General features: G+C 64.3%; 21 protein-coding genes and 8 tRNA genes. 12 read left to right on the forward strand and 17 right to left on the reverse strand.

All coding sequences use genetic code 11. The features are described from left to right. Nucleotides 1-204: 204 nt before the first annotated feature. The 10 genes from APY03_RS34765 (at nucleotide 205) to APY03_RS34810 (ending at nucleotide 1,843) form a co-directional block, all read left to right on the forward strand. Nucleotides 205-405: a short-chain dehydrogenase gene (locus tag APY03_RS34765; protein ID WP_102905993.1), complete on the forward strand. Its 201-nt coding sequence runs from the start codon at nucleotides 205-207 to the stop codon at nucleotides 403-405. A gap of 36 nt (nucleotides 406-441) precedes the next feature. Further along, a tRNA-Asn gene (locus tag APY03_RS34770) sits at nucleotides 442-518 on the forward strand. Nucleotides 519-526: 8 nt separating this feature from the next. After that, nucleotides 527-600 (forward strand) — tRNA-Ile (locus tag APY03_RS34775). Between the two features lie 8 nt (nucleotides 601-608). After that, nucleotides 609-683, forward strand: a tRNA-His gene (locus tag APY03_RS34780). A gap of 18 nt (nucleotides 684-701) precedes the next feature. Next, a tRNA-Leu gene (locus APY03_RS34785) sits at nucleotides 702-789 on the forward strand. Nucleotides 790-811: 22 nt separating this feature from the next. Next, nucleotides 812-886: transfer RNA gene (locus APY03_RS34790), tRNA-Met, on the forward strand. A 9-nt stretch (nucleotides 887-895) separates the two neighbouring features. Further along, nucleotides 896-970 (forward strand) — tRNA-Lys (locus APY03_RS34795). A 12-nt stretch (nucleotides 971-982) separates the two neighbouring features. Next, nucleotides 983-1,058, forward strand: a tRNA-Val gene (locus APY03_RS34800). A 95-nt stretch (nucleotides 1,059-1,153) separates the two neighbouring features. Next, a tRNA-Arg gene (locus APY03_RS34805) sits at nucleotides 1,154-1,230 on the forward strand. 49 nt (nucleotides 1,231-1,279) lie between these two features. Then, nucleotides 1,280-1,843 (forward strand): HNH endonuclease, encoded by a 564-nt coding sequence (locus APY03_RS34810; RefSeq protein ID WP_068684588.1) that lies wholly within the window; start codon nucleotides 1,280-1,282, stop codon nucleotides 1,841-1,843. Nucleotides 1,844-1,912: 69 nt separating this feature from the next. Here the strand turns inward: APY03_RS34810 and APY03_RS34815 are convergent, their stop codons facing one another. From APY03_RS34815 to APY03_RS34855, 9 genes are all read right to left on the reverse strand, one after another. Next, nucleotides 1,913-2,119: a hypothetical protein gene (locus tag APY03_RS34815; RefSeq protein ID WP_068684590.1), complete on the reverse strand. Its 207-nt coding sequence runs from the start codon at nucleotides 2,117-2,119 to the stop codon at nucleotides 1,913-1,915. 63 nt (nucleotides 2,120-2,182) lie between these two features. Beyond that, the gene (locus tag APY03_RS34820; protein WP_068684592.1) at nucleotides 2,183-3,067 is read right to left on the reverse strand and encodes a hypothetical protein; all 885 of its coding nucleotides are present in this window, start codon (nucleotides 3,065-3,067) and stop codon (nucleotides 2,183-2,185) included. Nucleotides 3,068-3,151: 84 nt separating this feature from the next. Next, on the reverse strand, nucleotides 3,152-4,141 hold the full coding sequence (locus tag APY03_RS34825) for a hypothetical protein (RefSeq protein ID WP_068684594.1): 990 nt from the start codon (nucleotides 4,139-4,141) through the stop codon (nucleotides 3,152-3,154). Between the two features lie 219 nt (nucleotides 4,142-4,360). After that, nucleotides 4,361-5,896, reverse strand: coding sequence for a hypothetical protein (locus APY03_RS40910; protein WP_083944773.1), 1,536 nt, complete (start codon nucleotides 5,894-5,896; stop codon nucleotides 4,361-4,363). A 58-nt stretch (nucleotides 5,897-5,954) separates the two neighbouring features. Beyond that, nucleotides 5,955-6,941, reverse strand: a complete 987-nt coding sequence (locus tag APY03_RS34835; protein ID WP_068684596.1) for a hypothetical protein — start codon at nucleotides 6,939-6,941, stop codon at nucleotides 5,955-5,957. A gap of 21 nt (nucleotides 6,942-6,962) precedes the next feature. Then, entirely contained in the window at nucleotides 6,963-7,376 is a 414-nt protein-coding gene (locus tag APY03_RS34840) for a hypothetical protein (protein WP_068684598.1), read from the reverse strand. An 18-nt stretch (nucleotides 7,377-7,394) separates the two neighbouring features. Beyond that, nucleotides 7,395-8,408: a hypothetical protein gene (locus APY03_RS34845; RefSeq protein WP_068684600.1), complete on the reverse strand. Its 1,014-nt coding sequence runs from the start codon at nucleotides 8,406-8,408 to the stop codon at nucleotides 7,395-7,397. Between the two features lie 29 nt (nucleotides 8,409-8,437). Continuing rightward, the gene (locus APY03_RS34850; protein ID WP_068684602.1) at nucleotides 8,438-8,902 is read right to left on the reverse strand and encodes a hypothetical protein; all 465 of its coding nucleotides are present in this window, start codon (nucleotides 8,900-8,902) and stop codon (nucleotides 8,438-8,440) included. Between the two features lie 1,509 nt (nucleotides 8,903-10,411). Next, nucleotides 10,412-11,098 (reverse strand): hypothetical protein, encoded by a 687-nt coding sequence (locus APY03_RS34855; RefSeq protein WP_068684604.1) that lies wholly within the window; start codon nucleotides 11,096-11,098, stop codon nucleotides 10,412-10,414. Nucleotides 11,099-11,728: 630 nt separating this feature from the next. Here APY03_RS34855 and APY03_RS34860 point away from each other — a divergent pair. Together APY03_RS34860 and APY03_RS34865 are read left to right on the forward strand one after the other, a co-directional pair. Then, nucleotides 11,729-12,274: a hypothetical protein gene (locus APY03_RS34860; protein WP_146039633.1), complete on the forward strand. Its 546-nt coding sequence runs from the start codon at nucleotides 11,729-11,731 to the stop codon at nucleotides 12,272-12,274. A gap of 130 nt (nucleotides 12,275-12,404) precedes the next feature. Then, nucleotides 12,405-13,616 (forward strand): PKD domain-containing protein, encoded by a 1,212-nt coding sequence (locus tag APY03_RS34865; RefSeq protein WP_162487234.1) that lies wholly within the window; start codon nucleotides 12,405-12,407, stop codon nucleotides 13,614-13,616. On the opposite strand, the gene APY03_RS34870 is transcribed toward APY03_RS34865, so the two are convergent. From APY03_RS34870 to APY03_RS34905, 8 genes are all read right to left on the reverse strand, one after another. After that, nucleotides 13,565-14,050, reverse strand: a complete 486-nt coding sequence (locus tag APY03_RS34870; RefSeq protein ID WP_068684610.1) for a hypothetical protein — start codon at nucleotides 14,048-14,050, stop codon at nucleotides 13,565-13,567. The two genes, APY03_RS34865 and APY03_RS34870, sit on opposite strands and share 52 nt — an antisense overlap. Continuing rightward, a complete protein-coding gene (locus tag APY03_RS42065; protein ID WP_146039634.1) occupies nucleotides 14,047-14,493 on the reverse strand; it encodes a hypothetical protein in 447 nt (148 codons plus the stop codon). The genes APY03_RS34870 and APY03_RS42065 overlap by 4 nt, the downstream gene beginning before the upstream one ends. A gap of 10 nt (nucleotides 14,494-14,503) precedes the next feature. Continuing rightward, nucleotides 14,504-15,193 (reverse strand): hypothetical protein, encoded by a 690-nt coding sequence (locus tag APY03_RS34880; RefSeq protein ID WP_068684614.1) that lies wholly within the window; start codon nucleotides 15,191-15,193, stop codon nucleotides 14,504-14,506. A gap of 65 nt (nucleotides 15,194-15,258) precedes the next feature. After that, complete coding sequence (locus APY03_RS34885) at nucleotides 15,259-16,128, reverse strand: hypothetical protein (protein WP_146039635.1); 870 nt, start codon at nucleotides 16,126-16,128, stop codon at nucleotides 15,259-15,261. Nucleotides 16,129-16,184: 56 nt separating this feature from the next. Beyond that, nucleotides 16,185-17,168, reverse strand: a complete 984-nt coding sequence (locus APY03_RS34890; protein WP_068684618.1) for a hypothetical protein — start codon at nucleotides 17,166-17,168, stop codon at nucleotides 16,185-16,187. After that, entirely contained in the window at nucleotides 17,161-17,730 is a 570-nt protein-coding gene (locus APY03_RS34895; protein WP_068684620.1) for a hypothetical protein, read from the reverse strand. Before APY03_RS34895 ends, APY03_RS34890 begins: the two co-directional genes overlap by 8 nt. A 14-nt stretch (nucleotides 17,731-17,744) precedes the next feature. Further along, the gene (locus APY03_RS34900) at nucleotides 17,745-18,173 is read right to left on the reverse strand and encodes a hypothetical protein (RefSeq protein ID WP_068684622.1); all 429 of its coding nucleotides are present in this window, start codon (nucleotides 18,171-18,173) and stop codon (nucleotides 17,745-17,747) included. Next, nucleotides 18,166-19,260, reverse strand: a complete 1,095-nt coding sequence (locus APY03_RS34905; RefSeq protein ID WP_068684623.1) for a hypothetical protein — start codon at nucleotides 19,258-19,260, stop codon at nucleotides 18,166-18,168. The genes APY03_RS34900 and APY03_RS34905 overlap by 8 nt, the downstream gene beginning before the upstream one ends. Nucleotides 19,261-19,770 lie beyond the last annotated feature (510 nt).

Below are 19,770 nucleotides of genomic sequence, written 5' to 3' on the forward strand. Positions count from 1 at the left end.
CGGATTCGAGGGGAACAACGTGGTGAGAAACTACAGCTAGCTCAACTGGATAGAGCGGCCGCCTTCTAAGCGGCAGGTGGACCTTCGACTGGTCCGCAGGGCACCAGCTTCTCGCCTGTAGCGCGACTTGCATCACTGAAACACTTCACCGCGATCGCCGATATCCGGAGATCATCTTCACCATCAGCTCGATTGGAGGACCACATGCGACTCACCACCAGCCATCGCCGGCCGGCGAACCGCAATGCCGTGCCCGCCTCCAAGCCCCGCAACCCCGTCGTGCAAGCCGTCGTTCACGGGTTCGGCACGATGACGGGCAAGCGCCACCGCGAGGCCGAACGTGCTCGTGAGCGCTTCGAGAAGCTCGACTTCGATCAGCGCGTGCGCGAGATCGGCGAGTGGTGACTGTGGCGGCCTCGCGCCGTCACGCACATGGATTTTTCCTCGATAGCTCAGCTGGCAGCAGCGGCGCACTGTTAATGCGTAGGTCCCTGGTTCGATCCCAGGTCGAGGAGCCAATGTTCCCAGCCGCATAGCTCAGGGCAGAGCACCGTCTTGATAAGGCGGGGGTCGATGGATCGTTCCCATCTGTGGCTACCAGTTCGATGGCGGCCGTAGTTCAAGGGCTAGAACCGCGGGTCGTGATCCCGCTGATTCGGGTTCGAGTCCCGGCAGTCGCCCCATCCTCTCACTCCTTACATCCCCGCGTGGCGGAATCGGCAGACGCGGTTGCCTCAAAAGCAGCTGCCCTCAAGGGCGTGTCCGTTCAAGATCGGATCCCGGGGACCACCAGGTGCATGGCTTTTTTTCCGGTGCTGTAGCTCAGTGGAAGAGCACGTCCCTCATAAGGACGGGGCCGATGGATCGTTCCCATCCAGCACTACCAGGAACACTCGCGGGTGTAGCTCAGAGGCAGAGCAACCGACTTTTAATCGGGAGGCCGAGATTTCAAAATTCTCCGCCCGCACCAGTACATCAGAACGGACCTCTAGCTCAGCTGGTAGAGCGGCGCTTTTACACGGCGAAGGTCCGGGGTTCGATGCCTCGGAGGTCCACCATTGCACGGCTGGCGGAATCGGCAGACGCGACGTTGAGGGCGTCGTGTCCGAAAGGACATCCCGGTTCGAGGCCGGGGTCGTGCACCAAACCACATCCAGCCATAGCGCAGTCAGATAGCGCGCGCGCCTCCGAAGCGCGAGGTCGCTGGGGCGGATCCAGCCGGCTGGCCCAACACACAGAAGATATCCCCCACCCCCGGGCCAAGAAAGGAGGCCGACTGATGAAACCCCAAGTCCTACAGCTCGACATCCAGGGAACGCCGCAGGCCTGGATCTCGCAAGAGCAAGCTACATCGCACTATGCCACCGGCGCCGTCGTCTGGGAGGACGGCGCAGGCCCGCTGGCTACGATGCGTGGGGGTTTCAACGTGGCCCGCGGCGTCCAGTCCCGCTTCGATATCTCACCGATCATCGCCTTGAAGGGCTGCGCAAGGGTGAACCTGTTCGATCAGGAACCGTCCTTCAGCCGCCGCAAGCTCTTCGTTCGCGACCGGCATACCTGCGCCTACTGCGCGCAGCGCTTTCGCGAGCAGGACCTGACCGTGGAGCACATCCTTCCGGAGAGCCGCGGTGGCGCGTGGGACTTCATGAATTGCGTGAGCGCCTGCAAGGCCTGCAATTCGCTCAAGGGCGCTCGCACGCCTGAGGAAGCTGGCATGAAGCTGGTTTATCTGCCCTACAAGCCGAGCCGCTTCGAGGATTTTCTTCTTGCGGGCCGTAACGTGCGCGCGGATGTGCACGAGTGGCTCGCGAGCCGTCTGCCGAAAGGTTCAAGGCTCAGCTGATGCAACCGGCGAAGAAAAAGGGGCGTTCCTTGCGAGGGACGCCCCTTCTTCTTTGTTGGCGCGCGATCCTCAACCCCGCGGCGCCTCGACCGCCACACTGCTCTGCTCGTCCTGCATACGCTCTTCGATGCTATCCCGCAGGCGGTCGAAATCTGGACTGTTGGGCGAATCCAGCTCACATGCTTCGATGTACGCCAGATCGCTAATTTCGTCGGCGCTGAGCATTCGAGCGGCCACCACCGTCAGCGGTTTGGATTGGGCTTGGATCGAGGACATAGTTCTTGTACCGATGGAAGTTGCAATGGCGCCCGGCAATGAGGGTACGGGCGCAGGAGACGATCACCCGGCCGGCGTCGCCACGGCCTGGCGGTCCAGGTCTTCAACATCGGCGGCGAGCACGCACCCATAGTCGGGATGCATCGTCCATGGGGAAGCATCTAGGAGACGGACTACCTCGCCGTGGATGGCGTCAAAGTTCGCCGAGCAGTCCTCGCCGCGCGACACAGCCTGGTCTAAAGACTCGGCCATCGACTGCAGCGCCCGGTACACCGGCTGCGACATCGCCTCCGGCCGAATGAGTGCCGTGAGGAATTCGGCCTCGCCGAGCTCGTGTGCGCCGAAGAGCGCCAGCCGCTCGGCAACCATCGCGGTGAGCGGGCCAGCGGTGTGGCGCAGTCTCATGAGCTTGAAGTTCTCGTAGGTGTCCTTGCGCGCCCCGCGGTCGAATGCGGTGGCGATGGCGTTCGCGATGGCCCCCACGTTGGTGCGAAGCCCGATCGGCTTTCCGGCGCGCTTGCCTTCAAGCTCCAGCTCAATGCCGGTGGCGCCCACCTTGGTGACGACCATCCCCGTATTGCGCTTGCCATCGTTGAAGATCAGCGCGCCAACCTTGTCGCCGGGCTGGAATGCGAGAGCCTGCGCCGTGGCCACCAGCTTACGGTGGTGCCGCATCGCCTCGACGGCACTGCGGGCGAAGTAGACGTCGTAGGCAAAATCGCCGCCATCCACGCGCTCGGTGTTGCGCGCCAGCTGCTCCTTCGTCACGCCGAGATCCTTCGCAATGGCCGCGTTCACCTCGATGTTGTAGAAGCGACCCGCATCGAGCGCCCGCTCGGCGGCCTCCATCACCAGTCGCTGGCGCGGCGTCGGGTCAAATGCTGGGGACTTGCAGAGGCGCCAATGGTCGTAGCAGGTGCCGACGGCGGGAAGTTCATATCGAGCCACTGTTGCTCCGTGATCAACACGGCGGAAATCGCCGTCCGCGGAGATTCTCGAACGGCTCGGCAGAACCTTCTCAAATGTTTTCACTCAAGACAGTTTTTGAATCCCCTGTTTCGATTTTGGATTGCGGAAGATCTTGAGGCAGCGCTCAGCGGCCTTTAGGAACGCCTCGGGTTGACCGTCGAAGACATCGGCGAGATCCCTGCGCAGGTAGGAGGCGAAGAACTGTTTCACCTCATTCGAATGCTCCAGGAACACCGGCTTCAGGAGATCGCCCTGGCGGCGCTCCGGCAGATTTCCGCCGCCCTCGATCAAGGCGTCTATGTAGGCAAGGAGCTCCGGCATCCCACGAACCCAAATGGCGGCGTAGCGCTCCGCCAGAAGGTACGCGGGCCCCAGCACCATCGTAGAGTTGAGAGTGTCAGCATAGTAGGTCGATAACTGGGCCCAATAGGATCCGAATTGAAGCAGTGCAACCCGGCTTCGCGGATTGAGTTTGTAGTTACTCAAGCACTCACCGACCTCTAGCTGATGGCGAACGTTCAACGACCACCATTGCCCGAGGCGGGCCGGGAGCCGCTCCAGCTCGGCCATAGTGCACACGCAGAACGTATCGTCTATAAAAAGGTGCTTCTCTCGCTTCGCGCGCGGCGTTCTCGCGGTGGGCTGAAGCTCCATCACCACTTCGAAGGCGAGTTGATCCTTGTAGGCCCCTTCTGCTTTTCGGATCAAGATTCCAGGGTCCATCCACGCGCCAAGTACCGATTCGGCCCTAACCTGCTCATCGCCTCCAGTGTCCGGGTCGTAGCCTTCGAGTTCTCGACAGACGATAAGGCCTTGCGCAATCAGTCGATCGGCCCTTTCGTCGTCCGGGAGATCCGCATCGAGAGGCGCCGAGGGCAGATGAGCCTCAACGGCCTTTTGCAGCGCATGCCAATCGGCGTGTCCGTACAGTCGCGCAGTCACCTCCTGGAGGAACGACAGCGGACGTGAAGGATAGACTTCATGAAGCGCCTTGGCGGCACGCTTGGCTCGCTCGATGGAGTGCGGAACTACAGGCACGAACGTGGTCTTCATCACGATCTCCTTGGCCAAAGGGCGTGACGATCCCGCTTCGCCACGCCAGACAAAAGAGATTTGTCGACGAAGCCAAACCATCCAACAACCGACGCCGGTACGGCTTCGCCATGCGGGAGGCGCGATCTCGGGAAACCGCTGGATTTAATCTATGCCGTCAGGCTAACCGTGTCAAGCTAGCCGGGGCAGCCGAGCGACGCAAGGACCGTCCGGAATAGCTCAAGCCCCGAAGCGCTGCAGGCGCCCCTCTAAGTCGTCCTCCTCGATGAAGTCCTCGCCTCCTTGTCCGCTCATTGCCAGCGCCGCGGCGATCACCTCCGGCCGTCGGGCGTATTCGGTGCAGAGGTAGTCCGGATCCGGGACGATGTCCACCCGTCCGAGGTCCAGGCGGTCAGCATCAAAGCACGCACGCACCCAAGCATCGCCTTGGGTCTGCCCTTCGCTGTGCAGGTCACAGGCCATAGCCAGCGCTTCCAGCGCGTCGTCAGGGAGGAAGCCGAACAGGTCAGCCCGGCGCTCGCGCACGAACGCGGCTGCGCGCGGGCCGTGCTCCGGGTCGGCGCCGTCGTCCAGGCGCTGGCTGTCGTGCACCAGGCCGAAGATGTACGGCACCAGCGGATCGATGCCGAGGGAGCGCGACACCGCCAGGGCATGCTGCGACACGCGTGCCGAGTGATCTGGCCCGTGGTACAGGCCGCACACCTCCGCATCGAAGGCGTTGTGCACGTGGTCCTCGACCGCCCGGATCTCGCGCGCGTACCGCGTGAGGCTGGCCATTTCGCCGTCGCAGAACATGCGCAGCTGGTCGGTCGTGAGCGAACGCAGGTATTCCTCGCGGCTCACGTCCTCGCGGCGCCAGGCCGCCGGCAGGTACAGGAACTCGCTCTCATCCGTGCCCGCCCAGAAGATGTCCTCGGGATGCACCAGCGGCAGCCTCTTGACGAACGCAGCCTGGCCGCGGCCACCATGCTCGCTGGCGTACCGCGCATTGAGGGCGATCCAGTCGCCAGGCAGTATCTCGTAGGCCGCCGGCACGCCGCGATACACCGGCTGCGGCGCGCCGTTAATCCCCATGGCGTCGAAGTTGCGCGGGGGCACGACCCGGTGCACGCGATCTGCCCGGTGGTCGTGGTCGGGACGGCGCATGCGGTCGGCGCGCTCCAGCACGCCGGCCTGCGGGTGATGGCCTTCCAGCCATGCTTCGATCGATTCCCAGGGCTGCTGTTCGAGTCGGGCGCCGAGCTCCTCGCCCAACGTGGCCATGCGAATGGCGTCGCGCTGGTGAGTCACCCATACCGGCACCGGCTGGCCGCTCGTGCCGTCCGTCAGGTCGAGCACTCGCACGGCATCGGCTTGCTCAAAGGCGATGCGGAACAGGGCGTTCCAGCGCTCTCCACTGCCCGTGCCTTCGTAGTCGTAGAGATCGCCAGCCTCGATGAAGCTCCACGGGTCCCGCGGCTCCCCGCTGCGCCGGCATGTCCAGTCATCAAACTCCATCGTGAGCGCATCAATGATCGCGCGGTGCCGCGCGTCGGCCCTGTCCGGGACGGTCAGATCCAGCACTGTGCGGCCGGTCAGTACGCAGGCAACCGGCTCGTCCTTCGGATCCGGCCATTTCTGGTTCCCGGCATAGAGCTTCGCTTGCGAATAGGCCTCGGTGAAGAACCACGGTCGCTGCGAGTCCCCGAGCTCACGAAGGCGGTTGTCGGGCTCGCCGCGAAAGACGACGGGAGAGATGTCGCGCGCAATGGTCATTGTTAGGTCGGTTGCTTGCTTGGCGGCTCATCCGGTCCGCCGGGCATACGCATTGTGATCAGAAAGAGGGTGCCGCTGCCGGGCTGTGCTCGTGCTCCTGCAGAACCGCTTCGTAGGGGTTGGCCATGCCGAGCGTGACGTAGCGGTCGCCAAGCGCCTGAGCAGTTTCCAGCGGATGGTCGTGGAGTTCATCGACGATCGCAGCGCGCACCATCTCGACCTGGCCCTCCTGGGCCATCACCGCCAGGAATTCGCTCTCGTTGTCGCCAAGCCAGATCCCGTCCGTGCCGACCAGGTAGTCGTGGCCAACGTTGATCATCACTCGCTCCAGCAACGCCGCGTCCGACTCGTCAGCGAGGCCGCGCTTGCCGTTGATCGCGATCTCGCGGCGCCACTCGCGCCCATACGCTCCAGCGTCGTTCTCGCTGCGGAAGTAGGCGTCCTGAAGCGCAGATCGCAGGCCCTCGCTCAGCAGCTCGACTCGAGCGAGACTGTGAGCCGATACGGCATGGAACAGCCGGTCCGCAAGCTCACCGCGAGACTTGGAGCCGTCGGGCGGCGCGGCCGGGCCCATCTCGCGAACAACCGCGGCCAGGACGCGCGCGCGGAGATTTGCATCATCCCTAGCCTCCTGCGCGCGTTCGGCCTGGGCGAGATTTCCGCCCGCGGCAGCGAGCGCCACAGCATCACCGGCCCGGCGCGCCTCCTTGTCGAGGAGCGTGTTCAGCAGACGCTCAGCCTTGGCTGCTTGCTGGCTCGCATAGACGAACGCGTCGTGGACCGTCAGGAACATGCCTGGTAGCCCCTCGACTGTGCGCAAAGCAGTCTCCAGTGTCATGAAGCTCACTCCGACCAGGTCAGGCTGAGCCTGCTCGAGCCGGTATTGGCCGGGTTCGAACGTCATCGCGCGGTCCAGGGCGTCGACGATGATGTGGCGCTCGCCGAGTAGCGCGGCGCGCCCCCTGGCTGCGGTCGCCTGCCAGGTCGCGATCTCTTCGCGTAGAACGTTCAGGACTTCGACGGTAGGGTTGGATTCGTTGCTCATGGAATTGGCTCAAAACAGTGATCAGCAGCGCGGCAGCTCTGCGGTTTCCGGCTCGTCTTCCGGCTCGATTGGCATGGGCCGCTGGATCTCGCTGAAGCCGAACTTGTCGACGACGAAGGTGGTCCCATCGCGCATGACCAGGTCGCCGACGGACGTGCTTCGACGTGAAGCGGTTGTCTTGACCTGCACACCGGGGTTCCCGGACCAGTCACTGTCGATGTGGTTCGTCGCGGAGAAGGCACGCTCTAGGTTGTCGCCCTCCACTTCCGCAACCAGCTCGAACGACAGGCCGACCTCGCGCCATTTCACCTCCTCGCTGAAGATCTCTGCCAGCGCATCGCGATCGACGCGGAACGCGATGCGCGCGTGCATGTCGACGACTGCGGGGTTCAGCTGGCCTGCCCTGGCCACCTTCAGATGGAATACTTGCATCATGGTGAGTGTCCCGTCCGATCAGCAGCGTGGCGCTGGGGCAGCTTCGATATCTGCCTGCGCGAAATGGCGCGCAAAGGGGCTCTCGATGCCTTGGCGATCGAGGCGCAGATGAATCGACTTGAGCATTCGCCCGGCCGCGAGTGGCGATCGTTCGATGGCGCCTTCGATGGCCACGACGGCCGACTCGCTTGCGAATGCTCTCAGCAAGCCGATCTCGAAGTCCTCGTCCATGTTGTCGAAGAGATCGTGCGGATGGGCGGCCAGGATCAAGTCGCAGAGGTCCTCGTCTGACTCATTGCCCGTCAGCTCGAAACGACCCTCGTCCAGGGTCTCCTCGATCACCGAGCGTTGTTCGACGTCGAACACCACGAGCCTGTCCGCGCGGTTCGCTTCTACGGCAGCGCGGAGCATGTCCCGCATGCGCTCGGCGTCGCTGGAGCATTTCGCCGGCGCGCTTCCAGCCATGGCGCCAACTGCTGCGTCAAAGACACGGCTCAAGAGTGCCTCCCGCTCTGCCGCGCGGTCGACCGCATGGTTGCCCGCATCGGCAAACGAGATCCAGCGCCCGTGCTCTGCCGGGCCCCCCGCGAAAAGATCCGCCTTGGCGATTGTGTGGTGGTAGAGCGCAGCCTTCGCGGGCTCGAGCGTAAAAGGCGCCGACTCCCGGGGATCCGACACGTACCCCTTGCCTACGACCTCACGGATGCGCAGATGCCAAATCGATCCGTTCACCGGCCAACGGCGTGCCGCGGCGACCTCCGCGGCGTAGGCGATCGCGTCCTCCTTGGTCGGCAGGTCGGCGATGCATACCACGCCGCCGCCCTCCTCGCGAAGATAGACGGAGCACATCTTGAGCGGCCCGTCCTCAGGCGAGAACACCAGGCGGGTGCAGTACACCTTGCCACCATGGTCCTTCTCGATGGCGATCGCCTCGACCTCGACGCCCTTGAATCCCTTCGCAGGGATGTCGGCAATGGTTGGGTACAGGGTCCACGGCGTGACGGGGACTTCGGCAATGATGGGTGCGGGCACGGTGGCTCCTTGCTTTGGGGTTTGGGGGATCAGCCGCGCGGTGTGGCTTGCTCGACTCGACTATTCGTCCAGTCTGCGATCCGGCCGTGAATGCTCTCTGCGAGATCCGGCGGACTCAACAGGCCGACGCGACGCACGATCTCCTTCGGATCAGTGGTGCCGACGTCGGGGGTGTAGTTGTAGGGCGACCATTCGCCGAGAAAGGTGCCGTCAGGCCCGATCACGCTCAGCAGCAGGCCGCAAGCCGGCTCGCACGACAATCTGGTGAGAGCACGTTCATCTCCGTCAGTCAGGAGCATCTCCACGTGCACAGCTCCGTCCAGGTCAGCGTAGTGGACCGAGAAGCCGATGCCTCGTTCCACGTCGTGTTCGATCTCGACGACGCGCCCGCAACGCAGGCCCCTCGCTTTCAGCTGGGCGTTGAGAGCTTCCATCGCGCTCTCGATGGCCGGCTTGGCCGCATCCTCGAAGGTCTTGTAGTGGTCGTTGGTCATTTTGCCCACACCGTACAGGACGGCGTCTCTTGTTCGCGGAGCAGTTTCGCTACGGGCGATTGTGATAGGCCAGGCCAGTAAGTGGTGCGATTTTTCCGGGCCGACCGCCTTTTCGCCGAGACGCGGCCGAGGGGATGTGACGGCAGTTGCTATCTTCTCGGTTCGCTCGTGCATGGAGGCCCGGAGTAACGGGCAACGCCTGCATGCTTCCAGGAGAAATGAGCAGTGAATGAGGAACCAGATAGCCAGGCGACTTGCCCCGCCTGCAAATGTGAAATCAGCACGCGAAGGCTAAAAAAGCACTTGCACGACCGATGCCCCAGTGTGGCGAAATTGCCCCAAGGGCGCCGTGCCGAGCGACTCCTAGCACTGGGCTTCGGCGTGCTCTTTCATGGAACGCTCGCGAAATGCAGCAACTGCGCTCGACCAATGGCGTGGCTCCCCGTCGAAAGGAACGGCACTAAAGGCTTTGAAGTCGACTCGTTGGGGAACATTGTTGGGCCCCACGTATGTATGCGAACGAGGAGTGACAGCGTGCGAGCTTTGAGCGGTGGGCTTCCGAGCCTCGGGAAGCGTCGGGTGTAAGAAGAGCAAGCTAAGGGGCGCAACAGCGGCCACTCCTGCCAGCATTCAGCACAGGGGCCGCGGCATGGGCTCGTTCGCAATCTCGTCCGCGGCCTCGTCCCGCCCTTCTCCCATTAGATAGGCGGCGAAGCCATGCTCCTGCCCGCTCCATCCGTAGATGTCCAGTGGCTGGTCTGTACCCCGAAGGCTGGCAACCGCGGCTGTTCGCCGCGGCAGCGGCCCTGGCAAGCGGCACGCCGAACGGAACTCAGTGCAGGCCCGGGCCTGCAAAAGGGTACGAGCCTACCTGGACGCGATGTGGCCCTTGAGGGGGTGAAGGTGCTGTGCAGGGAAGGTGCCATCTGGAGTGGCTGGTGTGGAGCCCTCTCGGGGAGGTGATGAGTAGGGTGCGAAGTGCTGTGGTTGTGTGCCTCATGCGTGCGCCCGCTTATCAGCGGACGCGGGGAGAGTGGAAGAGGGAAGGGCTGCGACCGTGCTAACGCACGGCCTGAAGGCATCTCGGCGTCATGTCGAGGCCGTGGACGGTTGAGAGGCGGGGGATACGAGAACGGGGCGCCTGGATACAGGCTGAGGGAGTGGAGGCGCCTGACAGGCTGTGCGGCTTCCAGTCGATGCGGCTCGGTGAACCATAGCGGCGGGTGGGTTCGAATCGAGAAGGAGTGCTGGTGCGTCGATGTGCCAGCGCAGTGCAGTCGCGCTATCGCGCTCTCAGCCGCAGACCTGAGGCGAGCCATGGTGCCTTCCAGGGCGGCCGGCTGGATTCGTGAGGCGAGGCGACTCGGCCGCGGAGCATTTGCTCGAGGGTGGCGCTCAGCCTGGGAGTTCTGCGGAAGCGAGACCAGAGCTCAAGGGCAGAGGCGCCGGCGCGCCGTGGAGCTGGAAGAGCTGCAGGTGAGACGGCCAGGTGTTGCTGGCCACCGGTGGCTAGAGGCTGTCTTTGAACTTGCCCTTGTTCTCGGCCGCCTTCTTCGCGGTCCTCTCGAAATACTCGTTAGTGCCGACCAGGAGCACGGACTGCGAGAGCTTGCCGCCCACCTCCATAAAGGTGATGGTGACCTTGGAGCCTTTCCACTCGTGGATGGCTCCATTCACCGCGGCGCCGAAGCCGTTCTGGTACTGCTGAGAGCTGGTCGACGTCGTCGGCTGCCCATACTTCCCCACGAGCAGGTCCATCATCTGCGCCAGGTTGCTGCGCGGAAAGGTGAGCATGACGCCGTGCAGGCCGTCATCGTTGAGCTTCAGGAACATTAGCTCATAGGCGAAGCCGAGAGCCGGCTTGTTCCAGAACTCGTAGAAGGGTGCATTCGCGAAGCAGAAAGGCGAAGACCGCTTCATCTCATCCCAGTCGAGCGTCTCGAGGCCGCCGGGGTAGCTCGCGCTCAATGTGGGGCACTTCTTCACCGCCGCCTGGCTCGCAATGGGGGCGCCCAGCTCGAGCCCCAAGAACGTCGTCGGCTCCTCGGTCCACACCCGCGGCGCTGGCGGCGCGTCCGGCGCAGGCTCAGTAGCGGCTGCCGCTGCGCGACCTTTCTTGGCGGGCAGCGGCTTCTCGGCCAGCGCAGGCGCGCAGAGGGCGAGGGCGACAAGGAGGATGCTCAGATTCTTGGTCATGTCAGTCGTTAGTTTCTATTTGCTTGAGGCGCCCGGAGTCTAGCCGGGGGGAGCCGGTTGGTTCGAGGGTGGCCAGGCCCGGGCGCGCCTCGAGTGCGCAATAGTTGCGGATCGCCAGGCCGCCGGCCCGATGTGTGCACCGGGTCAAGATCGCTCGAGGACCCAGGGCATGGAGGGATGTCGACCAGGCGCCAAGCGGTCAAGGACTGAAGGCCGCGTCACGGCCGCCCAGGACTGCCGCGGGAGGCGCGGGGTCCTGCCCAGAGGCCCTGTGGGCCCGGGGATGCTCGCTGGCCAGGCGCAGCTCCTCGCGAGGACGGATGACTCAGGGCCGCAGGCCCGCACGGGGGCGATTGACTCTCGCCGCGTAGGTGCGGATGACTCGGACTTCGGCCTTGACCTGACTCGCGAGGTTGCATTGACTGATGCCTGTGGCCATCATGCAGTGCCCGGAGGCACTGCAATTGCCGGGAGGCGACGTCCGCGGGCGTTGGGACGTCGGGCCATTGATGAGAAACCAGGCCGCGCGTCGCAACGCTATACCCCTGAACAACCACAGGAAGGCTCACCTTGCAGGCTCGTCACCTCTTCATCGCTCAAACCGCCGCCGCGATTCTTTGCGCCGCCGCCATGCTGGTCGGCGCCTTCCACGAACCGGTCTACATGCCCACCGCGCGCGCGGATGTCATCCGAGACCTGGCGGGGTGGTTCGCGATACCGGTGCTGGGCGCCATGGGGCTCGCGAAACTCGGGGTGCGCAATGCGGGACGGCTGCTTCAGAACACGCTGACCCAGACGCTTCTGGCGCTGCTCGCACTGGCAGCCTTCGTCTCGACCGCGCCGGCGCAGCTCGGCGCCGTGCCCGCGGCATTCATGGTGCTCTTCCTTGCGGGGCGGCTCGCGTTCTTCGTTGGCCACGCGCAGGGACCCCTTGTGGAGCGTCTTCGGCCATGGCCTCGGCTCGGGCGGCAGCGTGCTGCTCCTCGCATTCGCCTGGGGCTACGCTTTCAGCGCCTGAAGACGTCGATAGCCGGTGCCGCACAGACAAACGGCGCCTTGAAGCGCCGCTTGCTGCCTGCAGTCGATGACACTGTGCTGGATGCTCTCGCCTGGTCATTGGCACGCCCGAAGGCGATGCAAACGCCCGGTCGGGCCGAGCGCGCAGTGTCATCGTAGACATCGGTGGCCGCCAGGCTCGTCAGACACGGACGCTACCTTCACAAACGGGGGAAACCAGGGCAATCCGGGCGTGCAGAGACCGCGCATCTCCATACAATGCTCACTTTTTTCTTACAAAGAGAGCATCTTGAAACATCGACTCCGTGAACTTGCGATTTGCCTCTCGAGCTTGGTTTTCCTGACCGCATGTGGCGGAGGAGGTGGTGGCGGCGGAGGAGGCGGGTATCCGCTCGTCACGGCCGGGCCGGTACCCGCGGCGCCGGCGGCCGCACAGCCAGTTGCGCCTGTGGTCCTCCCGCCTGAGGCAGCTCCGGATGCACCTCCGGACCCCCAACAACCGACGCCTCAGCTGCCAGTCGCCATTGTCCCGAGCAAGGTTGATGCACTCACCCAAGCGACTGTGCAGGTCGACGGCTCGGCCAGCACCGGCGTGCAGGGAAATGCGGTCAGCTACCTGTGGACCCTGGAAACAAAGCCGTCGTCCAGCACGGCGCAGCTCAACAACACGACCACGCAACAGGCGATGCTCTGGCCGGACGTCGTCGGTACCTACAAGCTAAAGCTGGTCGTCTCTAGCGGCGGGAAGACGAGTGAGCCGGCATACACGACCATCGAAGCAGTCGCGCCCGGCGTCCTGCCGCCGTTCGTCACTTTCAAGGCCAGCGGTCTCAATGTCGGAACTTCGGTGTCCGTCGGCGGTTGCAGCTACTTCCGCAACACGGTGAATTTTTCGAACTTCTGGTCCTTCGCCAATTTCGAGCCCATGCCTTGTTTCCTCTCGCAGCCGGGCGTGCCCGACCTTGAATGGCGCGGCAGCAACTCGGGTGGGCAGCTGAGCGATATCGCCTTGAACGTGCGATACCTCGGCAGCTCCGGCATCTCGGGCAAGTCAGAGGTCACTTGGGCGAACGTCAGTACGATCAGCAGCTACGGCTTCGGGTTGTCGGCAGAGCCTATCGAGCTGGCCAAAATTCCCGCGGGCAAGGCGACAGGAACCGACTTCCACCACTGGATGAACGCGGCGTACGTTCAGCAGTTCTCCACCGGTGGCGTCCTCCAGTACCGGATCGAGGGCAGCATGCAGCCGGCGAATGTGGCGCCAGGTTGGGAACTGGACCAATCATTGACGGTGGTAGTGACCCTCGAGGGACCGACCTTCATCAACAGCCAACCAGGCTACGAGTCGATCAAGGTGTTCGAGCGTACCTTCACTGCTGATTTCGACGAGACGATCCCGCTCAGCCTGAACTGGGCCCAGATGCCAGCGACGTTTGTGAACTACGGAACCTATCGCGTCGCGGTCTTCAACCGTGTGGCGTTCAAGCGCACCTCAGAGTAGGCACTGCGGGGCCGGCCGGCGGCCAGCGCCTTCAGTGGCTGACGGTGCACTTCACCTGCACGACGGCATAGCCACACATGCCGCCGGCCGAAACCGAGGTCTCCTTGGACGTGTACGTGTCGCAGGTTCTCTTGCGTGACCTGGTCGCGCTGCGGGTTCGCTGGGTTGAACGCCGAGTCGTCGAAGGCGACGGACAGCGCCTGCGCGCGCGTCAGGCCATGCCGCTTCGCCCAAGGATCGAGTGCGCTGGAGATCCACATCTCGCGCGAGGCGGCCTCGTGTCGCACCGCACGGGCTGCCGACTCCTCCAGATCCAGGCCTTCCTCGAAGTCCCGGACCGCGCTGTGCGCGCGGGGGTTCGTCCGGCCGATGCCAGATTGCTCCAGGCGCAGGCGAAGCTGCTCCACCTCTTGAGGGGTTCGAACGATGCTCATGCGCGGGGCCTCTCGGCTTTTCCATCCATCTCGGACTCCGCGGCTGGGACGCACCTGGGCTGATCGTTTCCCACGTCCCACTCGATCAAGCCGGAATCGAGATGCAGTTCGCGCAACATGGCCTGCCCGATAGCCATCAGCGGGCCCGGATAGAGCCCGATGCATTGATTCCCAGCGGGTAAAAATTGCGAGATCCGTGTGAGTTCGCCGGCTTCTGCATCGAACTTCACTGTGGCCACGTTCGCGGCGAGGAGTTCCTCGCGCAACTCCGCGCGAGTCCTGGTCGGGCCGAACGGATGTGAAACGGCTGATGCCACCGTCGGGTGCCGGGTCCTGCCGGCGCGGACCTTCGGAACAGGTGCGAAAGGGGCTGCGATGGTGGCTACAGGGCGAGCAGGCGCCGGCGCGGGCGCTGCGTCGAAGAGGTCGAAGTTTGCTTGCATGGTTCGCCGATCAGCCCCGAGGGCCAGCCTCCACTTCCGCCGCGGATTCCTGCGCGACAGTGAGCTCAACTACTTCCCATTGTGCGAGCGGGTCCGTTGTCAGGCCCCAGGGTCCGTTCGCGAAGAAGGCGGTGGCATCGTCGAGTTCCCCCCACCCGTCGCGCTCGCTCCAGTACTGGGAGCCCTCGGGAGACTGGGCCACCTTCGCCACGAACGGGCCACCTGTGATGCTGGGCATCAGATCCTGCGCTTCACGCAGCCACTCGCCGAAGCTGTCGACCAGGTCGCCGCCATTCACGTCGCCGTTTCCTGCGTGGAGCGGCCGGTTGCTCCGGAAGAGCTCCTTGAGGACGCGGGCGCCAGGGTCAGACTTTGGTGCGGGCATGCTTCCGACGGTAGCCTTGTGCTTGCGCAGCCAGCCCCCGAGCTCGTCCACCAGGTCGCCGCCGCTGATCTCGCGGTCCTCGAACTGGAAGTCGCTGAACGTCTCGAACAAGTTCACGAGCAGCGCGGTCGACGTGGGGGTATCGGCGCTCAGCACCGTGTAGCCGGTATCGCGGGCCCATGTCTCTGCTTCCGCCCGGCTGAGCCAATGGTGCTCGAGCCGCTCGCCGGCGCGGTGGCCGCTTTCGATCTGAAGGCAGACGCGCGGCGTCTTGCCGTAGGGCTTGCCGGGCACGGCCTTGACGTCGACGGGCATGGGTTCTCCGGTTGAAGGGGGTTGCTTCGAGGCGCTTCGGTTGCGGGCGGTCATGCCAGGAGCAGTCATGCGCCAGGTACCTCCTGGCCGACAGCCTCAGGCTCGTCCTCATCCGGCTCGGGAAGCGACTGGAGCATTTCGTCGCCCCAGGCTTCGGCAACAGCCTCGAGGGCCTCCCGGCTCTGGGGCAGGGTAAAGATCTCGATCAAGCCCAATCGCTTGCCTTGCTCATGGTCACTGCCTCCAGTGATGTGCAATGGGCCACAGATGCCCTCGACGACGTCATCCAGGGTTTCAGTTGCGAGCTTCTGGACAAGTTCGATGTCAGGCGCGTGCTCGTAGCCGTGGTAGCCGTGCGACACAACATCGGTGACCCACTCCTGTTCAGAGCCATTGCGCGTCCGCGTGCCGGCAATACCCTCGACCAAGAGCTCGCGCTGCGCAGCAGTCAGGAAACGAACCTGGTCCGTCCGCGTGTTGTCCTCCAGCACCTTCAGGCCATCTCGCAGGTATTGGATGCTCGCGCGATCTGTGGGCGCCACGCTGCCCATGGCAAGCAGCACCGCTGCGATCGCGTTGTCCGCAAGGATCGTGGACGAGTCGGCCGAGGATGCGGCATCGATCACGCGCCGGCGCTCGAGCTTCACGTTGTCGTAGTGCCGATGGTCCATGCCGTCCACCTCGACGGCCCAATCGATTTGGCTGCGACCACCATCTCCTGCGTTCCAGTCCTGCACGCGATCATCGACCCAACGCGTCAGGACGTGCAGGGCCAGAGCGTTTAGATCCCGGTCTGCGACGACCGCGCCACTACGATCGACCATCGCGGCCTGTGCGGCCTGATGCCCTCCATCATTCGCTTCCTCGATGAGAAATCGCACGGTGACGACGCCGGCGGCGATCAGCTGCGCGCGCAAGGCGGCGCGGGCCTCCACCAACGCGTCGCCGGTGAGGGCGAGGGGCTTGCTTGGGGTTTGGTTTGTCATTTCGTTCAGCCCCTCGGGCGCTCCATTTCAGGTTCAGTTTCGTCGGGTTCGACGCGGAGGTAACCGACGCCGAACTCCGACACCAGTTCAGCCCCGCGCTCAGCGAGGTATGCCTTCAGAGCAAGCTCGACACGCCCAATGGCCTCGCGATCCGCACTCTCGACGTGCACCAGGCGCTGGGCGCCTTCGCTCGCCTTGAAGCTCACTTCGAGGCCTTCCGACAGTGCGACGTTCTGCAGGCCCATGGCGATGTCGCGCACGTGCACCTCCGCCACCCTCTCGGGCTCGGGGCTGCGGAAGGTGAGTTCCAGGAACGGCAGCTCGCTCGGGAACAGGCCGCGGAACTCGAAGGGTCGCTCCCGGCGCATGCTTTCCTGCACCGGCCTGTCGTCATAGACCTTCACGATCGAATGCCGAATCTTCGTTCTGCGCTCGCCGGGGTTCTCGCCCCGAGCGCGATCGCAGAAGATCTCGGCGTCCTTCGCGGCCTCGTTGCGCACGTCGACGGCGCCGGTGCCTGGCGGCATACGGACGGTGCTCACGCATTCTTTGCCGTACCAGAGCCAGTAGGTGGTCAAGCCGGGGCCGCGCTGCGCCGCCGGCACGTAGTCGGGCACCTCGGCGAGACCGCCAGGTTGTGCTGAATTCGGTGTCGCCGCCTGTTCACTCGCAACAGCCATCAGCGTCGGAGCCTGTGCGGGGGCAACGGGTGCAGCAGCCGGGACAGCGATAGGGCCGATGCGATCCGCCCGCTTCCTGAACTCGTAGATGTCGCCGCGAAGCCCTTGCGTGAACTCGCTCACAGTTTCCTGTGCGTGCGACAGCGACGCTTCGAGATCCTCTTCGGTCTCCTCGCCTTCGTCGATCCGCATTTGGATCAGATCGCGCGCGTTGGCGGCCTCGATCAATCTTTCCGCGCCTTTCGCGAGGTAGTGCGCGAACTCGACAGCCTTGTTGAGCTGAGCGATCTGGGGTGCGAGATCAGCCACGGGCCGACTCCTTCGTGCCTGCTTCCTCGGTGAGGGCCTCGGCGATTGCGGACTGAAAGGGGTTGGGCATGCCACGCCGGGTCAGTTCGGCGCTGAGGCTCCCCAGCAGGCCAAGGTCCGGGTTCCCGGGATCGAAAGTTCCTCGCAGCACCATGTCGACGGCCTGAGGGCTCGAAAGCCCCTCCAGGATATTCACGCTCAAGGCGCCGGCGCCGCTCACGGGCGATTCAAGGCCAGCGGCGAGGATGTCTTCGTAGGTCAGCTCCAGTGCCGCCTCGATTACATGCTCATCGCTGGCGTACGCCAGGCCATGATGGCCATTCAGGACGATGTCTACGAAGTCGTCCGCCTGGCGCCGGTCCGCTGCTATGGCGCAGATCAGCGCGTCGCGCACCTGTCCGGAAAGGAATCGGGGGTTGTCATCCTTGCCATCTTCCAGCAGAACGGCGATCTGGATCTGAAGGTGTCCGTAGCGAGGCGAACCAGGCTCCGGCGCGGACTTGCCCAGCGCTGCGAGGGTTGCTGCGAGCACGCTGTCGCGCGCGCTATCGTTGTTGCTCATGATGGGATCTCTTGTCACGCGTACATGCGCGGGCGCTCGGCCTCGGGCTCGGATTGATCTTCTGCGGGGCTTGTTGCCCGTCCTGCGAGTTCGCGGAGGTCCTCGCCCATCACCAGGTCGTGCTCGCTGCCGGGATAGTTGCGACTCGCGATCGTCACGTCGCCGTCCAAGAGCCATTCCAGGACTCCAGCAGAGCGCTGCCATAGTTCGGCACCGCCCGGGTTCGCAGAGAGCTGGGACGCCGCGATGTGACGCAGGTTGTCAGCTTCCGGCGGGGTGACATCCCGAACAGGATTGCCGGCCGCGTCGAGAAGCTCGGCGCAAATGAATTCGCCCCTGTAGCGGTACTTCACCATGGCCACGCCGTCGTGCTTCAGCAAGAGCCGCATGCCGGTTCGCTGGCCCTTCAGGGAGGGCTCGATCTCTTGCCAGGTCTTAGCCACGGGGACGCTCCCCGTCGAACTCGGTTTCAGGCTCAAGTAGCCCAGGCGCAATACACCGGTGGTATTCGTCGACCCACAGGCTGTGCCGTGCGAAGTCGTCGTCGTGGTTGAGAAGCTCCCCAGACTCCGAGACGAACAGGGTCTCACGCGCGGGCCGAGCGTCGACCCATTGCAGAAAGAGGCGAAGCGGCACTCTGGCGCTGGTCATCGGCCAAAAATCTTCGTTGGCTCCGCAGAGTTGTACGGTCTCGCCGAAGTCGCGCACAACGAGCTTCGGTTCGTTGAAATGAACCGATGGGTCCTTTCCATCAGCAGCACCGCCGGCACGAACGGGCAATGAGGGAGTGCCCAGCGGCAGTCCGCGCCCCTCGCGCAGCTGGCCGATCGCGGTGCTGTTCAGAGTCAGTTCGGCCCAGCGCGGCATCGCCCGGCCGAGAGCTGGTTGCAGCTCCATCACGACGACGCGCTCTTCCCGCCAGCCGTCGCCGAGTTCCGGCAGCAGGTGCCGATCGAGCGCATCGGAAGCGTTGCGCCAGCGCAGCGGCTGGATGTTTCGATCGATGCCCTCGATCCGGACGGAGTGCGTCAGGACATCACGGCCAACGTCCCAGTCGATCGTTGAAACCCAAGCCGGCTCCACGGCCTGAGGCGGCATCGCCTTCAGCAGTTCCCGGTCGAGTCGCCTGCCAAGGCGTTTCAGATTTCCCGTGTCGATGTCACTATTGCCCGCTCGGAGCTCTTCGCCAGAGGCGTCAAAGACCTTCAGCGCCGAGACTTCGGGATCCCCGCCGCTACCGTCGCGGGTGACTTCGATACGGACACGGTGGATACCGCTTTCGTCCAACAGGTACGCCCGCAGTTGCGCCACCTCGACAAAGTCCTCTCCTGCTTGCAGCACATTGACCGTTTCCGCTGCGGCCATGAGCTGGTTGCGTTGCTCGGAGGACATCAGGGACCAGGCCGCGCGCAAAACATCTTGTAGGTCGCCGACTTCGTGATCGGGATCGTCGTTCTGGCCGTGCTGCTCGGCAGCGTCGAGGATGCGCTCGATGCGCGGGTCATGGGGTTCGGAGGTCGTCGTGGTCATGGTGAGTGGTCGCCTTCGTCGTCCGTGAGTCTCTCAACGGGTTTGTGTGCAATTCGTCGAGAAGCAATTCATTTGAACAACTGTTCTGCATTATTACTATGCTACGGGTCATTCGTTTATTTGTTTTCTGGAGCCCATCACCATGGCGATGACGTCAGCAAGCGTGCCCACCGACGCGGAAACCGCACCAGCCCGGGCGCCGGCCCCGGCGCCTGCCGTTCTGCGCTTCGCACCGTTTCGTCGGCTCACGCGCGCCACCGCCTCCGCGCCGGCTCCGGGTGCGGCTCCGGTACCCGCTTCGGCCCGCGCGGCAGTTCCAGCGCCGGCGACGGCCGTTGCGTCTGCCGCCCGACCGCTGGGGCTTCGGTTCCCTGGCGCGGCTGGTACACCCGCAGGGCCCTCCGTCGCCCATGCCCCGGTCCCGCCCGTTCCTGCCCCAGCTTCCGTCCCTGCAGTTGCCACAGCACCATCGGCCGCCGCGGCACCTACCCCTTTCCGATTCCGCTCCTT

Origin of the sequence: Variovorax sp. WDL1 (genome assembly GCF_001541225.1) — a bacterium.
In the GTDB taxonomy this organism is placed as follows: Bacteria; Pseudomonadota; Gammaproteobacteria; order Burkholderiales; family Burkholderiaceae_C; genus Variovorax.

What these genes read in the sequence shown, in the direction of transcription:
- APY03_RS42065 (WP_146039634.1), bottom strand. Translation starts at nt 14,493, where the DNA reads ATGCAAGCAAACTTCGACCTCTTCGACGCAGCGCCCGCGCCGGCGCCT.
- APY03_RS34815 (WP_068684590.1), bottom strand. Translation starts at nt 2,119, where the DNA reads ATGTCCTCGATCCAAGCCCAATCCAAACCGCTGACGGTGGTGGCCGCT.
- APY03_RS34855 (WP_068684604.1), bottom strand. Translation starts at nt 11,098, where the DNA reads ATGACCAAGAATCTGAGCATCCTCCTTGTCGCCCTCGCCCTCTGCGCG.
- APY03_RS34880 (WP_068684614.1), bottom strand. Translation starts at nt 15,193, where the DNA reads ATGCCCGTCGACGTCAAGGCCGTGCCCGGCAAGCCCTACGGCAAGACG.
- APY03_RS34840 (WP_068684598.1), bottom strand. Translation starts at nt 7,376, where the DNA reads ATGATGCAAGTATTCCATCTGAAGGTGGCCAGGGCAGGCCAGCTGAAC.
- APY03_RS34860 (WP_146039633.1), top strand. Translation starts at nt 11,729, where the DNA reads ATGCTGGTCGGCGCCTTCCACGAACCGGTCTACATGCCCACCGCGCGC.
- APY03_RS34765 (WP_102905993.1), top strand. Translation starts at nt 205, where the DNA reads ATGCGACTCACCACCAGCCATCGCCGGCCGGCGAACCGCAATGCCGTG.
- APY03_RS34850 (WP_068684602.1), bottom strand. Translation starts at nt 8,902, where the DNA reads ATGACCAACGACCACTACAAGACCTTCGAGGATGCGGCCAAGCCGGCC.
- APY03_RS34810 (WP_068684588.1), top strand. Translation starts at nt 1,280, where the DNA reads ATGAAACCCCAAGTCCTACAGCTCGACATCCAGGGAACGCCGCAGGCC.
- APY03_RS34895 (WP_068684620.1), bottom strand. Translation starts at nt 17,730, where the DNA reads ATGAGCAACAACGATAGCGCGCGCGACAGCGTGCTCGCAGCAACCCTC.
- APY03_RS34870 (WP_068684610.1), bottom strand. Translation starts at nt 14,050, where the DNA reads ATGAGCATCGTTCGAACCCCTCAAGAGGTGGAGCAGCTTCGCCTGCGC.
- APY03_RS40910 (WP_083944773.1), bottom strand. Translation starts at nt 5,896, where the DNA reads ATGACCATTGCGCGCGACATCTCTCCCGTCGTCTTTCGCGGCGAGCCC.
- APY03_RS34905 (WP_068684623.1), bottom strand. Translation starts at nt 19,260, where the DNA reads ATGACCACGACGACCTCCGAACCCCATGACCCGCGCATCGAGCGCATC.
- APY03_RS34825 (WP_068684594.1), bottom strand. Translation starts at nt 4,141, where the DNA reads ATGAAGACCACGTTCGTGCCTGTAGTTCCGCACTCCATCGAGCGAGCC.
- APY03_RS34835 (WP_068684596.1), bottom strand. Translation starts at nt 6,941, where the DNA reads ATGAGCAACGAATCCAACCCTACCGTCGAAGTCCTGAACGTTCTACGC.